Source organism: Pseudomonas sp. B3(2017), from assembly GCF_002113595.1.
GTDB lineage: Bacteria > Pseudomonadota > Gammaproteobacteria > Pseudomonadales > Pseudomonadaceae > Aquipseudomonas > Aquipseudomonas ekonensis.
The window spans coordinates 220,289-234,555 of sequence record NZ_NEIU01000001.1; the positions used below are offsets into that span (position 1 = coordinate 220,289).

Consider the following 14,267-nt stretch of genomic DNA (forward strand, 5'->3'; position numbering starts at 1 on the left):
CGGCCCCCGCCAGCCATGGGCTGGCCAACGCTCAAGGATCTGAAACGTGATTGGACGCTTGCGCGGCACCCTGGCTGAAAAGCAGCCGCCGCACCTGATTCTGGATGTAAACGGCCTCGGGTATGAGCTGGAAGTGCCCATGACCACCCTCTATCGCCTGCCGTCGGTCGGTGAACCGCTGACCTTGCACACCCATTTGGTCGTTCGCGAGGACGCGCAGTTACTCTATGGCTTTGCCGGCAAGCGTGAGCGAGACTTTTTCCGCGAGCTGATCCGTCTCAATGGTGTCGGCCCGAAACTGGCCCTGGCCCTGATGTCGAGCCTGGAGGTGGACGAGCTGATCCGCTGCGTGCAGTCCCAGGACACCTCGGCCCTGACCAAGGTGCCGGGCGTGGGCAAGAAGACCGCCGAGCGTCTGCTGGTCGAGCTCAAGGACCGCTTCAAGGCCTGGGAGACCGTGCCGGCGATGTTTGCGCTGGTGCCGAACCAGCCGGACGGCCCGGCGCCGGTCAACCACGCCGAGAACGACGCGGTCAGCGCGCTGATCTCCCTGGGCTACAAGCCGCAGGAGGCGAGCAAGGCGATTTCCGCGATCAAGGAGAAAGGCTTGAGCAGTGAAGACATGATCCGACGCGCCCTGAAGGGAATGATTTAAGTGATTGAAGCTGATCGTCTGATCGCCGCCACGCACAGTCCGCGTGAGCGCGAAGAAGTCCAGGATCGGGCGATTCGCCCCGTCAGTCTGGCCGACTACATCGGCCAGCCGACCGTGCGCGAGCAAATGGAGCTGTTCATCCAGGCCGCGCGCGGGCGCAGCGAGTCCCTGGACCACACGTTGATCTTCGGCCCGCCGGGATTGGGCAAGACCACCCTGGCCAACATCATCGCCCAGGAAATGGGCGTGTCGATCAAGAGCACCTCCGGGCCTGTGCTCGAACGGCCGGGGGACCTGGCGGCCCTGTTGACCAACCTTGAGCCGCACGATGTGCTGTTCATCGACGAAATCCATCGTCTGTCGCCGATCGTCGAGGAAGTGCTGTATCCAGCCATGGAAGACTTCCAGCTCGACATCATGATCGGCGAAGGGCCGGCGGCGCGTTCGATCAAGCTCGACCTGCCGCCGTTCACCCTGGTGGGCGCCACCACGCGGGCGGGCATGCTGACCAACCCGTTGCGCGACCGTTTCGGGATCGTCCAGCGCCTGGAGTTCTACAGCACGGCGGACCTGGCGACCATCGTCAGCCGTTCGGCCGGCATCCTGGGCTTGCCGCTGGATTCGGACGGGGCGTTCGAAGTGGCCCGCCGCGCCCGCGGCACGCCGCGGATCGCCAACCGGCTGCTGCGCCGGGTGCGGGACTTCGCCGAAGTGCGGGCCAAGGGGCACATCACCAAGGCCGTCGCCGATCTGGCGCTGAACCTGCTGGATGTCGACGAGCATGGCTTCGACCACCAGGATCGGCGGCTGCTGCTGACCATGATCGAGAAGTTCGACGGCGGGCCGGTGGGGATCGACAGCCTGGCGGCGGCCATCAGCGAGGAACGTCACACCATCGAGGACGTGCTGGAGCCTTACCTGATCCAGCAGGGCTACATCATGCGCACGCCGCGGGGCAGGGTGGTGACCCGGCATGCGTACCTGCACTTCGGCCTGAATATTCCGTCGCGGATGGGCGAAACCCCCGTGGCAGACGAGTTTCTCGATGCCCTGGACGATTGATACACATCGTGTGGCGATTTATTCCGCATTTGCGCTGTCCGAGGACGGTACTTTTGCGGTGAAGCCACCGTTCAACGAAAAACAGTTGCCTGCCCCGATTGGCAACCCGAGGAGTAAGCACTAGAGTATGCGCGCGCAAAACGGGCTTGAGCCGTTCGCACATCGTTGTCGCGTTTATTACGAGGACACCGATGCCGGCGGCATCGTGTATTACGTTAATTACCTCAAGTTTATGGAACGGGCTCGAACCGAGCGGCTCCGGACGCTGGGCTTCGCCCAGTCGGCGCTGGCCGGGGAGGACCTGTTGTTCGTCGTGCATTCCAGCGAAGCGCGCTACCACGCGCCGGCGCGACTGGACGACGAGCTTCTGGTAAGCGCTGATGTAATCGAATTGAACCGCGCCAGCCTGCGCTTCAGACAGCAAGTCAGGCGGGCGACGGATAATGCGCTGCTCTGCGAGGGGCAGTTTCTGGTGGCCTGTGTGCGCACTAACAGTTTGAAACCCCGGGCCCTTCCCGATGACCTGCGTGCGGCCTTCGCCGACGCGGTCGGCACGGGTACACACTCAAAGCAGGAGATAAAGCGTGGAAGCTAACGTCGTCGACCATTCCTCCATGTGGAGCCTGGTCAGCAATGCCAGCATCGTGGTGCAGTTGGTAATGTTGACCCTGGTGGCCGCATCGGTGACCTCATGGATCATGATCTTTCAGCGCAGCAACCTGCTGCGCGCCGGTCGACGCGCCCTGGAGACCTTCGAGGAGCGCTTCTGGTCGGGCATCGACCTGTCCAAGCTGTACCGCCAGGCCGGCAGCAACCCGGATCCGGACTCGGGCGTGGAGCAGATCTTCCGTGCCGGCTTCAAGGAATTCTCCCGCCTGCGCCAGCAGCCGGGCGTCGACCCTGAGGCGGTGATGGAAGGCGTGGCCCGTGCCATGCGTGTGGCGATCTCCCGCGAAGAAGAGAAACTGGAGCAGAGCCTGCCGTTCCTCGCCACCGTCGGTTCCGTCAGCCCGTACATCGGTCTGTTCGGTACGGTCTGGGGGATCATGAACTCCTTCCGCGGCCTGGCCAGCGCCCAGCAGGCGACCCTCGCCACCGTGGCACCCGGCATCGCCGAGGCCCTGGTCGCCACCGCGATCGGCCTGTTCGCCGCGATCCCGGCGGTCATCGCCTACAACCGCTTCTCCGCCCGCAGCGAAACCTTGCTGGGCCGCTACTACACCTTCGCCGATGAGTTCCAGGCGATCCTGCACCGCAAAGTGCACACCAGCGAAGACTGAGCAGGTAAATCCCAATGGCTTTAATCACTCGAGCCCGACACAAGCGCAAGCCGGTCGCCGAGATGAACGTGGTGCCTTACATCGACGTGATGCTGGTGCTGCTGGTCATCTTCATGGTGACTGCGCCGATGCTCAATCAGGGCGTGAAGGTGGATCTGCCGAAGGTATCCAGCGATGCCTTGCCGCAGGACAACAACACCCAGGTGCTGACCATTTCCATCAAGGCCGACAAGACCTACTACTGGAACCTGGGCAGCGAAGTGGATACCGAGAAGCAGCAGGACCGCGCCATGACCCTGCCGCAGATGACGGATGCGGTGACCAAGATCATCCGTGCCGGCAACGAAGGCGGCAAGCACACCCAGGTCTTCATCCGCGGCGACAAGTCCGTGGACTACGGCGCCGTCATGGGCGCCATGGGCGGGCTGCAGAAAGCCGGGGTCGGTAACGTTGGCTTGATCACCGAGGCCCCCTGATGCAGGCACAGCGAGAGCCGTCAGCCTCGGAAAGCTACTTCTGGCCCAGCGTCTGGGCAATCGGCTTGCACGTGCTGGTGTTCGGCATGCTGTTCGTCAGTTTTGCCCTGACGCCTGAGCTGCCGCCGGCCAAGCCGATCGTCCAGGCGACCTTGTACCAGCTGAAATCGAAAAGTCAGGCGACCACCCAGACCAATCAGAAGATTGCGGGTGAGGCGAAGAAATCCGCCGCGCGCCAGACCGAAGTCGAGCAGATGGAGCAGAAGAAGGTCGAGCAGGAAGCGGTGAAGGCCGCGGAACAAAAGAAAGAAGAAGCGGCTCAAAAGGCCGAGGAAGCCAAGAAGGCCGACGAGGCGAAGAAAGCGGAAGAGGCGAAGAAGGCTGACGAAGCCAAGAAGGCCGACGACGCGAAGAAAGCCGCCGAAGCCAAGAAGGCAGAAGAGAAACAATTGGCTGATATAGCCAAGAAGAAAGCTGAAGAAGAAGCCAAGAAGGCTGCTGAAGAAGAGGCCAAGAAAGCGGCCGCTGAAGAAGCCAAGAAGAAGATCGTCGAAGACGCGAAGAAGAAAGCCGCCGAAGACGCCAAGAAGAAAGCTGAAGCTGAAGAGGCGAAGAAGAAAGTCGCCGAAGAAGCGAAGAAGAAAGCTGCCGCCGACGCTGCGAAGAAGAAAGCGCAGGACGCCGCGCGCAAGTCTGCCGAAGACAAGAAGGCCCAGGCCTTGGCAGATCTGCTTTCCGACACGCCGCAGCGCCAGCAGGCCTTGGCCGATGAGCAGGGCGACGAAGTCGCGGGCAGTTTCGATGACCTGATTCGTGCGCGGGCAGCGGAAGGCTGGGCCCGTCCGCCTTCGGCACGCAAAGGCATGACGGTTGTGCTGCAGATCGGCATGTTGCCGGACGGCACCGTGACCACGGTCAGCGTGGCCAAGTCCAGCGGCGACGGTCCGTTCGACGCTTCGGCGGTGGCGGCGGTCAAGAACATTGGACGATTGACGGAAATGCAGGGAATGAAGGCGAGCGATTTCGCTCCGTATCGTTCCTTCAAGATGACATTCACACCTGAGGATCTAGCCTTGTGAGAAACCTTCTTCGAGGATTGCTGATCGCGGTCTGCTGCATGGCAGGGATCGCGATGGCGGATGAAAAGAACATTCTGGTCACCAGCGGCAGCGATCGGGCGACCCCGATCGCCGTCGTGCCGTTCGGTTTCCAGGGCGGTGCCGTCCTGCCGGACGACATGGCTGAAATCATTGGTAACGATTTGCGCAACTCGGGCTACTACTCGCCGATTCCGAAGCAAAACATGATCAGCCAGCCGAGCCAGCCGAGCGAAATCATCTTCCGTGACTGGAAGGCGGTGGGCGCCCAGTACATGATGGTCGGCAGCATCGTTCCGGCGGGCGGTCGCCTGCAGGTGCAATGGGCGCTGTTCAACGTCGCCACCGAGCAGAAAGTGGCCGACGGCAGCGTTTCCGGCACCACCGAGCAGCTGCGCGACATGGCGCACTACATCTCCGACCAGTCGTTCGAGAAGCTCACCGGCATCAAGGGCGCGTTCTCGACCCGTCTGCTGTACGTGACGGCCGAACGCTTCTCCGAGAAGAACACCCGCTACACCCTGCAGCGTTCGGACTACGACGGTGCCCGCGCCGTGACCCTTCTGCAATCGCGTGAGCCGATCCTGTCGCCGCGTTTCGCCCCGGACGGCAAGCGCATCGCCTACGTGTCGTTCGAGCAGAAGCGTCCGCGGATCTTCGTGCAGAACATCGACACCGGCCGCCGCGAGCAGATCACCAACTTCGAAGGCCTGAACGGCGCGCCGGCCTGGTCGCCTGACGGCAATCGCCTGGCGTTCGTGCTGTCCAAGGACGGCAACCCGGACATCTACGTGATGAACCTCGGTTCGCGCCAGATCACCCGCGTCACCGCAGGTCCCGGCATCAACACCGAGCCGTACTGGGGCAAGGATGGCTCGACCATCTACTTCACCTCCGACCGTGGCGGCAAGCCGCAGATCTACAAGACCAGCGCCGGTGGCGGCGGTGCCGAGCGCGTGACGTTCGTGGGCAACTACAACGCCAACCCGAAACTGTCGGCCGACGAAAAGACCCTGGTGATGATCCATCGTCAGGACGGTTTCACCAATTTCAAAGTGGCGGCCCAGGATCTTCAGCGCGGAAGCGTAAAAATCCTCACTGATAGCACTCTGGACGAGTCGCCTACTGTTGCGCCCAACGGCACCATGGTAATCTACGCCACCCGCCAGCAGGGCCGGGGAGTCTTGATGCTCGTGTCCATTAACGGACGCGTGAGGCTCCCGCTTCCTACCGCTCAAGGCGAAGTCAGAGAACCGTCCTGGTCCCCTTACCTGAACTGACGCGGCGCTTTACGTTTTACTTAACACACTGGGGTTCATTAGGAGTTTCACGATGGAAATGCTGAAGTTTGGTAAATTTGCTGCGCTGGCTCTGGCCATGGCCGTAGCTGTAGGTTGCTCGTCCAAGGGCGGCGACAACGCCGGTGAAGGCGCTGTCGATCCAAACGCTGGCTACGGTGCAAACACCGGCGCCGTTGACGGTTCCCTGAGCGAAGAAGCTGCTCTGCGCGCAATCACCACCTTCTACTTCGAATACGACAGCTCGGACCTGAAGCCAGAAGCCATGCGCGCTCTGGACGTTCACGCCAAAGACCTGAAAGCAAACGGCGCTCGCGTTGTTCTGGAAGGCAACACCGACGAACGTGGTACTCGTGAGTACAACATGGCACTGGGCGAGCGTCGTGCGAAAGCCGTTCAGCGCTACCTGGTACTGCAAGGTGTTTCCCCAGCTCAGCTGGAACTGGTTTCCTACGGCGAAGAGCGTCCAGTTGCCACCGGCAACGACGAGCAGTCCTGGGCTCAAAACCGTCGCGTCGAACTGCGTAAGTAATTCGATATGCGAACGTGCCGTCGTGCTGTAACTGTCCTGGCTCTCAGCCTCGCGCCGCTTGCGGCGTGGGCTGCGGTTCCTGTGGTCGATGACAACTCCGGTTACAACAGTAGCGGGAGCAGTTATCCGCCTGCGGGTTACGGTACGAACGGCGCCTATGCCGGGGGAGCGGCTACGGCCCCTGCCTCGGCACAAGGCATGCTGTTCAACCAACTGCAACAGATGCAGGATCAGATTTCGCGCCAGCAAGGCGTGATCGAAGAACTGCAGAATCAGGTTGCGCGCATGAAGCAGGAATCCCTGGAGCGATACCAGGATCTTGATCGGCGCATAGGATCCGGCGTTGCACCTGCCGCGACTCCTGAGAATTCTTCCGCCGGCGGCGATGCAAGTGCTGCCGCCGGTGCTGCTGCGGGTGCCGGGGCTGCTGCCCAGGCGCCTGCGGCCAGCAGCGAACCCGGTGATCCGGCCAAGGAAAAGCTGTATTACGATGCCGCTTTCGACCTGATCAAGGCCAAGGACTTCGACAAGGCCAGCCAGGCCTTCGCCGCGTTCCTGCGCAAGTACCCGAACAGCCAATACGCGGGCAACGCCCAGTACTGGCTGGGTGAAGTGAACCTGGCGAAGGGCGACCTGCAAGGCGCAGGTCAGGCGTTCGCCAAGGTTTCGCAGCTGTACCCCAAGCACGCCAAGGTGCCGGACTCGCTGTACAAGCTGGCTGACGTGGAACGCCGACTGGGTCACACCGACAAGGTCAAAGGCATTCTGCAGCAGGTGGTTGCCCAATACCCGGGCACGTCCGCCGCTCAGCTGGCCCAACGCGATCTGCAGCGCATGTAAGGCTGCTGCCTGGGAAAGCGTTACCCGTTCAGAAGAAACCCGCGCCTGTCGCGGGTTTTTTCGTTAGAATTCACGCCCTTTTTTCATGAAACACGCTTTTGGCGATCTGCGCGTTGGCGGGGTGGCCTGAAGTGCCTGACGGAGGCGGACAGCCTGTTTAGCTGTTACGCCCGTGGCGACTATGCAAGACACATTGAGAATCACCGAAGTTTTCTACTCGTTGCAGGGGGAAACGCGGACTGCCGGGCTGCCCACGGTTTTCGTGCGCCTGACCGGATGCCCTCTGCGTTGCCAGTACTGCGACAGCGCCTACGCCTTCAGCGGCGGCACCCTGCGCACCCTCGACGACATCGCCGAGCAGGTGGCCGGCTTCCGTCCACGCTATGTCTGCGTGACGGGCGGCGAGCCCCTGGCGCAGCCCAATGCCATTCCTTTGCTCAAGCGATTGTGTGACGCCGGTTACGAGGTCTCGCTGGAAACCAGCGGCGCCCTCGACATTTCGGCCGTCGATCCGCGGGTCAGCCGTGTGCTGGACCTGAAGACGCCGGGCTCGAAAGAGGCCCACCGCAACCGCTACGAAAACATCGAACTGCTGACGTCCAACGACCAGGTGAAATTCGTCATCTGTTCGCGGGAGGACTACGACTGGGCGGTCTCCAAGCTGATCCAGTACGGCCTCGACCGCCGTGCCGGCGAAGTGCTGTTTTCCCCCAGCCACCATGACCTGAATGCACGGGACCTAGCGGACTGGATCGTGGCGGACAACCTGCCGGTACGCCTGCAGTTGCAGTTGCACAAATATCTTTGGAACGACGAGCCGGGGCGCTGAGATGACTGAACAACTGAACACCACTGAAAAACGCGCGGTCATTCTGCTGTCCGGTGGCCTGGACTCCGCGACCGTCGTGGCGATGGCCCGTGCAGAGGGCTACAGCTGCTACACCATGAGCTTCGACTACGGTCAGCGCTCCCACGCCGAATTGCATGCTGCCGCTCGGGTGGCTCGTGACCTGGGCGTGATCGAGCATAAGGTGATCGGCCTGAACCTGAACGGCATGGGCGGTTCGGCGCTGACCGACAGCAGCATCGACATTCCGGAGGAGCTGGGCGAGGGCATTCCGGTGACTTACGTGCCGGCGCGCAACACCGTGTTCCTGTCGTTGGCATTGGGTTGGGCGGAAGTGCTCGGGGCTCGCGATATCTTCATCGGCGTCAACGCGGTGGACTATTCCGGTTACCCGGACTGCCGTCCCGAGTTCATCGAATCGTTCGAGCGCATGGCCAATCTCGCGACCAAGGCTGGCGTGGAAGGCAACGGTTTCCGCATCCAGGCACCGCTGCAGAACCTGAGCAAGGCACAGATCGTTCAGGCCGGTGTGAAGCTGGGCGTGAATTACGGGCTGACCGTTTCCTGCTATCAGGCTGACGATGAGGGCCGTGCGTGCGGCAAGTGCGACAGCTGCCGCCTGCGCGCAGACGGCTTCGCAGCGGCCGGAATCAGCGATCCAACCCCTTATTTTTGATTTTTTTCAAATTAGGTGTTGAATAGTCCTTAAAAATCAGTATTATACGCGCCACAACGAAGCGGGTCGTTAGCTCAGTTGGTAGAGCAGTTGGCTTTTAACCAATTGGTCGTAGGTTCGAATCCTACACGACCCACCATTTTCGAAGTTTCAAAAAGTCTGGAAGGCCCACGCAAGTGAGGATTTCCGGATTTTTTTTTGCCTGCGATTCGGGCATGCCCGACCCGGTGCCGACCTGCCGTGACGCAGGTCAGAATCATCTTTTGCATCAACGGGATATTCTGTAGCCTTGCGCAGCTTCAATGCTGTCCGTGCCTGATGACACTCACTCTCCCGGCGGTGCCCTCAAGTGGTCCGGAGCCGGGTGTATACTCGACTTTCGCGCGAATGCGCCTGCAGGTCTTGCGAACATGACGCAGATTTCCGAACGCCTTCTGGTTCAAGCCCACCTCGATGCCAAGCAGCCCAAGCCGCTGACGGCCGAGGAAGAGGCTCACTACCGTTCCGCCATCGCCGCCGAGCTCAAGGCTCAGGACGCCGTGCTGGTTGCCCACTTCTATTGCGATCCGGTCATCCAGGCCCTGGCCGAAGAGACCGGCGGCTGCGTGTCCGATTCCCTGGAGATGGCCCGCTTCGGCAATGCCCACCCGGCCAAGACCGTGGTGGTGGCCGGCGTGAAGTTCATGGGCGAGACCGCCAAGATCCTTAACCCGGAAAAGCGCGTGCTGATGCCGACGCTGGACGCCACCTGTTCCCTGGACCTGGGGTGCCCGGTGGATGAGTTCTCGGCGTTCTGCGACCAGCACCCGGAGCGCACGGTGGTGGTGTACGCCAACACGTCGGCGGCGGTGAAGGCGCGGGCCGACTGGGTGGTGACGTCCAGCTGCGCGCTGGAGATCGTCGAGAGCCTGATGGACAACGGCGAGACCATCATCTGGGGCCCGGACAAGCACCTGGGCACCTACATCCAGCGCCAGACCGGCGCCGACATGCTGCTGTGGGACGGTGCCTGCATCGTTCACGAAGAGTTCAAGGCCAAGCAGCTCGAAGACATGAAGGCGCTGTACCCGGACGCGGCCATTCTGGTGCACCCGGAATCGCCGACGTCGGTCATCGAGCTGGCGGACGCCGTCGGTTCCACCAGCCAGTTGATCGCCGCGGCCAAGACGCTGCCGCACAAGACCCTGATCGTCGCCACCGACCGCGGCATCTTCTACAAGATGCAGCAGGTGTGCCCGGACAAGGTCTTCATCGAGGCGCCTACCGCCGGCAACGGCGCCGCCTGCCGCAGCTGCGCGCATTGCCCGTGGATGGCCATGAACACGCTTGAGCGCACGCTCAAGTGCCTTAAAGAGGGCACCGGCGAGATCTTCGTCGACCCGGCGCTGATTCCGCAGGCGATCCGCCCGCTCAAGCGCATGCTGGACTTCACCCAGGCGGCGCGCATGAAGCTGGCCGGCAACGCCTGAAACCTGAGTTCCGGCCGCCCGTGATGCAGGAGCGAGCCTGCTCGCGATTACGGTATGTCAGTCAAATAATCCATCGACTGACGCACCGCCATCGCGAGCAGGCTCGCTCCTGCAGTCGTTTCTGCGCCAAGGATCACTTGGCCTTTTTCGGGATCCGCACCACGCGGGTATCGGAATAGATGTCGTGCCAGGTGCGCTTTTGCTTGTCGAACAGCGACCAGAAGAACCCCAGCCCCAGGCACAGCCACGACGCCATCGACACCATGAAGCGCAGCAGCGCCTGCCACAGGCTGATGGCGGTGCCGTCGGCGTTCTGCACGCGGATGCCCCACACCTGCATGCCTAGGGTCTGGCCGGCGTGGGTCCAGAACTTGGCGAAGAAGCCGAACAGCACCAGCAACAGCACGGTGGAATAGAGGGGATCGCCGTCCAGCTGGCCGGCATCGGTCATCACCCGCAGGCGTTCCTCGCCGATGAGGGCGGCCTGGATCATCTTGTAGATGCCGCCGGTGACGATCAGCAGGGCGGTGCAGAGCAGGAAGTCATAGAACATCGCTGCCAGGCGACGGCCCAGGCCGACGGCGGGAAAGTCGCCCTGGGGGGAGAGCAGGTGTTTCGACATGGCAGCCTCTGGACGGAAAATGAAGCGCCATTTTACGGATTCGCGCGCACAAAAAAGCCCCTGATATCAATATCAGGGGCTTTTTCGTTACAGAAGATCAGCCTTCTGCGATGACTTCATCAGCCTGCATGCCTTTCTGGCCTTGCACGGCAACGAAGGTCACTTTCTGGCCTTCTTTCAGGCTCTTGAAGCCGCTGCCCTGGATGGCGCGGAAATGCACGAACAGATCCGGACCGCTTTCTGGAGTGATAAAACCAAAACCTTTCTCGTCGTTAAACCACTTGACGGTGCCGCTCTGACGTGTGGACATTTCTTATTTCCTTTGACGCAAAAATTGATGACAGTCTCTTTCTCATGAAAGAGTACTGGGGCTGGTTGCAGGAGAGTAAGAAGACGTCGAACGGGATGTAGCTAACTTGTAGGCTACTGCCCAGGTCACGATTCCAAGCTGACCCATGCAAACACAGTGGGCAAACTCTACGCCAACTACGGGAGGAAAAACAAGCCCTGTGAAGCCCCCGGTTTTCCTGAGCTTGCCGCCACTTACCGGTACGCGGGCGCAGGCTTAGACGATTGCGTTGTTCAATTGTTTTCGATCGTTATAAGCCAAGTTCATATTCGAATCGGCTGTTAAATCAATGCACTGTTTTATGGCGATTGCGTTACACATTAGTGCACGCATAACGCAATCGCGTTACTTATAGAAACAGTCAATCAGCCGCGATAGTAGCGTTGTGGAACAAATGGCATTTTGCTTACAAGCATTGGCACCTTTTTCCCACGCACGATGGCCCAGACCGGCGTGTCGAGGGTGACATAGGCGCTGTCGAGGTAACCCATCGCCACCGGCCCGCCCAGGGTCGGGCCGAAACCGCCGCTGCACACGCTGCCGATGATTTCGCCCGCTTCATTGACGATTTCCGCGCCTTCGCGCACCGGCGTGCGCTCCTGGGGCAGCAGGCCGACGCGTTTGCGTGCCACGCCGTTCTGCTGCTGGGTGAACACGTTGTCCGCGCCCGGGAAGCCGCCGGCCCGTGCGCCGTCGGCACGGCGGGGCTTGGAGATGGCCCACAGCAGGCTGGCTTCGATGGGGGTAGTGTCGGTGTTCATGTCGTGGCCGTACAGGCACAGACCGGCTTCCAGGCGCAGCGAATCGCGGGCGCCGAGGCCGATGGCCTGGACTTCCGGTTCGGCCAGCAAGGCGCGGGCGAGCTTTTCCGCGTCGGCGGCCGGCACCGAGATTTCATAGCCGTCCTCACCGGTGTAGCCCGAACGGCTGACGAAGCAGTCCACGCCCAGCAGGTTCACGCGGGTGAACTGCATGAAGGTCATTTTCGCCACCTCCGGCGCCAGGCGCGCCAGCACGGTCACCGCCGCCGGGCCTTGCAAGGCGAGGAGCGCACGCTCCTCGAACAGCGCCTCAATGGTGCATTGGCCGCCGATGTGTTTTTGCAGGTGGGCCAGGTCCTGATCCTTGCAGGCGGCGTTGACCACCAGGAACAGTTCGTCGTTGCCCAGGTTGGCCACCATCAGGTCGTCCAGGATGCCGCCGGTTTCGTTGGTGAACATCGCATAGCGCTGCATGCCCACCGGCAGGTCGATGATGTCCACCGGCACCAGGCTCTCCAGGGCCTTGGCGGCGCCGGCGCCGGTCAGGCGGATCTGGCCCATGTGCGAGACATCGAACAGGCCGGCCTGTTCACGGGTGTGCTGGTGTTCCTTCATCACGCCCAGCGGGTACTGCACCGGCATGTCGTAGCCGGCGAACGGCACCATGCGGGCGCCGAGTTCCAGGTGCAGGGCGTGGAGCGGGGTTTTCGACAATTGTTCGGTGGACATCTTCAACTCCTTGGAAGGTGGGCTGCTGCCGATGCGCGCAGGCATCAGCATTCGATAATGTTGACTGCCAGACCGCCGCGGGCGGTCTCTTTGTATTTGCTTTTCATGTCGGCGCCGGTCTGGCGCATGGTGCGGATGACCTTGTCGAGGGAGACGAAGTGCTGGCCGTCTCCGCGCATGGCCATCCGCACGGCGTTGATCGCCTTCACCGAGCCCATGGCGTTGCGTTCGATGCAGGGCACTTGCACCAGGCCGCCGATGGGGTCGCAGGTCAGGCCGAGGTTGTGCTCCATGCCGATCTCCGCGGCGTTCTCCACTTGCTGCACGCTGCCGCCGAGGACTTCGCACAAGGCGCCGGCGGCCATCGAGCAGGCCACGCCGACTTCGCCCTGGCAGCCGACTTCGGCGCCGGAGATCGAGGCGTTTTCCTTGTACAGGATGCCGATGGCCGCCGCCGTCAGCAGGAAGCGCACCACGCCGTCGTCGTTGGCGCCGGGGATGAAGCGCATGTAGTAATGCAGCACGGCCGGGATGATCCCGGCTGCGCCGTTGGTCGGTGCGGTGACGACCCGTCCGCCGTAGGCGTTTTCCTCGTTGACGGCCAGGGCGTAGAGGTTGACCCAGTCCAGCACCGACAGCGGATCGCGCAGCGACGATTCCGGGTTCTTGCACAGTTGCCGGTGCAGCGCCGCCGCCCGGCGCTTGACCTTCAGGCCCCCCGGCAGGATGCCTTCGTTGCGGCAGCCGGCGGCCACGCAGTCCTGCATCACTTGCCAGATCTTCAGCAGGCCGGCGCGGGTTTCCGCTTCGGGGCGCCAGGCGCTTTCGTTGGTCAGCATCACCTGGCTGATCGACAGCCCGTAGGTGGCGCAGTGGCCGAGCAGTTCCTTGGCGGTCTTGAACGGGAAGGTCAACGGGGTGGCGTCCTCGACGATGCGGTCGGCTCCGGCGGCGTCCTCGTCGACCACGAAACCGCCGCCCACCGAGTAGTACTCGCGGCTGCGGATCTGCAGGCCGGCGGCGTCGAACGCGCGGAAGATCATGCCGTTGGGGTGGTAGGGCAGGGGCTTGCGGATCATCGCCAGGTGTTCTTTCTCGTTGAACGCGAGGCTGTGTTCGCCGAGCAGGTTGAGGCGGCCGCTGGCGCGGATGTCGGCCAAGCGGGCGCTGACGGTGTCGGTGTCGACGGTGTCCGGATGTTCGCCTTCAAGGCCCAGCAGCACGGCCTTGTCGCTGCCGTGCCCCTTGCCGGTGGCGCCGAGGGATCCGTACAGCTCGACCTTCACGCAGGCGGTGGCGGTCAGCAGGTTGTCCCGGCGCAGGCCCTCGACGAAGCGCGCGGCGGCGCGCATCGGGCCGACGGTGTGGGAGCTGGAGGGGCCGATGCCGATCTTGAACAGGTCGAACACGCTTAACGACATGGTTGTTCTCCGGTTTCTTGTTATGGGGTATCAGCGGAATCTGGGTTGCCGCATTCCCTTGCAGGAGCGAGCCTGCTCGCGATAGCGGTGCTTCAGTCGATGCATTGTTTGACTGACATACCGCTATCGCGAGCAGGCTCGCTCCCACAGGGG

General features: G+C 62.2%; 16 protein-coding genes and 1 tRNA gene. 13 read left to right on the forward strand and 4 right to left on the reverse strand.

Translation table 11 applies throughout. The features are described from left to right. The first annotated feature begins 46 nt into the window (after positions 1–46). From ruvA to nadA, 13 genes are all read left to right on the forward strand, one after another. Positions 47–655: a Holliday junction branch migration protein RuvA gene (gene ruvA, locus CAG33_RS00870; protein ID WP_085580461.1), complete on the forward strand. Its 609-nt coding sequence runs from the start codon at positions 47–49 to the stop codon at positions 653–655. Next, a complete protein-coding gene (ruvB, locus tag CAG33_RS00875; protein WP_085580463.1) occupies positions 656–1,717 on the forward strand; it encodes a Holliday junction branch migration DNA helicase RuvB in 1,062 nt (353 codons plus the stop codon). It abuts the gene before it with no gap. 127 nt (positions 1,718–1,844) lie between these two features. After that, on the forward strand, positions 1,845–2,312 hold the full coding sequence (gene ybgC, locus CAG33_RS00880; RefSeq protein WP_085580465.1) for a tol-pal system-associated acyl-CoA thioesterase: 468 nt from the start codon (positions 1,845–1,847) through the stop codon (positions 2,310–2,312). Further along, positions 2,302–2,997, forward strand: coding sequence for a protein TolQ (gene tolQ / locus CAG33_RS00885; RefSeq protein ID WP_085580467.1), 696 nt, complete (start codon positions 2,302–2,304; stop codon positions 2,995–2,997). The genes ybgC and tolQ overlap by 11 nt, the downstream gene beginning before the upstream one ends. A gap of 23 nt (positions 2,998–3,020) precedes the next feature. Continuing rightward, entirely contained in the window at positions 3,021–3,473 is a 453-nt protein-coding gene (gene tolR / locus CAG33_RS00890; RefSeq protein WP_170929939.1) for a protein TolR, read from the forward strand. After that, a complete protein-coding gene (tolA, locus tag CAG33_RS00895) occupies positions 3,473–4,552 on the forward strand; it encodes a cell envelope integrity protein TolA (protein ID WP_085580472.1) in 1,080 nt (359 codons plus the stop codon). Before tolR ends, tolA begins: the two co-directional genes overlap by 1 nt. A 38-nt stretch (positions 4,553–4,590) precedes the next feature. Then, positions 4,591–5,850, forward strand: a complete 1,260-nt coding sequence (gene tolB / locus CAG33_RS00900) for a Tol-Pal system beta propeller repeat protein TolB (protein ID WP_225927298.1) — start codon at positions 4,591–4,593, stop codon at positions 5,848–5,850. Positions 5,851–5,902: 52 nt separating this feature from the next. Beyond that, on the forward strand, positions 5,903–6,400 hold the full coding sequence (gene pal, locus CAG33_RS00905; RefSeq protein ID WP_003178634.1) for a peptidoglycan-associated lipoprotein Pal: 498 nt from the start codon (positions 5,903–5,905) through the stop codon (positions 6,398–6,400). Positions 6,401–6,406: 6 nt separating this feature from the next. Next, positions 6,407–7,240: a tol-pal system protein YbgF gene (gene ybgF / locus CAG33_RS00910; protein ID WP_085580476.1), complete on the forward strand. Its 834-nt coding sequence runs from the start codon at positions 6,407–6,409 to the stop codon at positions 7,238–7,240. A gap of 181 nt (positions 7,241–7,421) precedes the next feature. Further along, a complete protein-coding gene (queE, locus tag CAG33_RS00915) occupies positions 7,422–8,069 on the forward strand; it encodes a 7-carboxy-7-deazaguanine synthase QueE (protein ID WP_085580478.1) in 648 nt (215 codons plus the stop codon). 1 nt (position 8,070) lies between these two features. After that, a complete protein-coding gene (gene queC / locus CAG33_RS00920) occupies positions 8,071–8,763 on the forward strand; it encodes a 7-cyano-7-deazaguanine synthase QueC (protein WP_085629538.1) in 693 nt (230 codons plus the stop codon). Positions 8,764–8,826: 63 nt separating this feature from the next. Further along, positions 8,827–8,902, forward strand: a tRNA-Lys gene (locus tag CAG33_RS00925). 271 nt (positions 8,903–9,173) lie between these two features. Beyond that, a complete protein-coding gene (gene nadA, locus CAG33_RS00930; RefSeq protein WP_085636610.1) occupies positions 9,174–10,232 on the forward strand; it encodes a quinolinate synthase NadA in 1,059 nt (352 codons plus the stop codon). A 133-nt stretch (positions 10,233–10,365) separates the two neighbouring features. Here nadA and CAG33_RS00935 read toward each other — a convergent pair whose 3' ends face one another. The 4 genes from CAG33_RS00935 to CAG33_RS00950 form a co-directional block, all read right to left on the reverse strand. After that, positions 10,366–10,854, reverse strand: a complete 489-nt coding sequence (locus CAG33_RS00935; RefSeq protein ID WP_085580485.1) for an RDD family protein — start codon at positions 10,852–10,854, stop codon at positions 10,366–10,368. Between the two features lie 97 nt (positions 10,855–10,951). Next, positions 10,952–11,164 (reverse strand): cold-shock protein, encoded by a 213-nt coding sequence (locus CAG33_RS00940; RefSeq protein ID WP_085580487.1) that lies wholly within the window; start codon positions 11,162–11,164, stop codon positions 10,952–10,954. A gap of 404 nt (positions 11,165–11,568) precedes the next feature. After that, entirely contained in the window at positions 11,569–12,693 is a 1,125-nt protein-coding gene (gcvT, locus tag CAG33_RS00945; protein ID WP_085580489.1) for a glycine cleavage system aminomethyltransferase GcvT, read from the reverse strand. A gap of 44 nt (positions 12,694–12,737) precedes the next feature. Next, entirely contained in the window at positions 12,738–14,114 is a 1,377-nt protein-coding gene (locus CAG33_RS00950; protein WP_085636612.1) for an L-serine ammonia-lyase, read from the reverse strand. Positions 14,115–14,267: the final 153 nt, after the last annotated feature.

Coding starts and splice junctions, on each gene's coding strand:
- CAG33_RS00935 (WP_085580485.1), bottom strand. CDS start 10,854: ATGTCGAAACACCTGCTCTCCCCCCAGGGCGACTTTCCCGCCGTCGGC.
- pal (WP_003178634.1), top strand. CDS start 5,903: ATGGAAATGCTGAAGTTTGGTAAATTTGCTGCGCTGGCTCTGGCCATG.
- CAG33_RS00940 (WP_085580487.1), bottom strand. CDS start 11,164: ATGTCCACACGTCAGAGCGGCACCGTCAAGTGGTTTAACGACGAGAAA.
- tolA (WP_085580472.1), top strand. CDS start 3,473: ATGCAGGCACAGCGAGAGCCGTCAGCCTCGGAAAGCTACTTCTGGCCC.
- ybgC (WP_085580465.1), top strand. CDS start 1,845: ATGCGCGCGCAAAACGGGCTTGAGCCGTTCGCACATCGTTGTCGCGTT.
- CAG33_RS00950 (WP_085636612.1), bottom strand. CDS start 14,114: ATGTCGTTAAGCGTGTTCGACCTGTTCAAGATCGGCATCGGCCCCTCC.
- nadA (WP_085636610.1), top strand. CDS start 9,174: ATGACGCAGATTTCCGAACGCCTTCTGGTTCAAGCCCACCTCGATGCC.
- queC (WP_085629538.1), top strand. CDS start 8,071: ATGACTGAACAACTGAACACCACTGAAAAACGCGCGGTCATTCTGCTG.
- queE (WP_085580478.1), top strand. CDS start 7,422: ATGCAAGACACATTGAGAATCACCGAAGTTTTCTACTCGTTGCAGGGG.
- gcvT (WP_085580489.1), bottom strand. CDS start 12,693: ATGTCCACCGAACAATTGTCGAAAACCCCGCTCCACGCCCTGCACCTG.
- tolB (WP_225927298.1), top strand. CDS start 4,591: ATGGCAGGGATCGCGATGGCGGATGAAAAGAACATTCTGGTCACCAGC.
- ybgF (WP_085580476.1), top strand. CDS start 6,407: ATGCGAACGTGCCGTCGTGCTGTAACTGTCCTGGCTCTCAGCCTCGCG.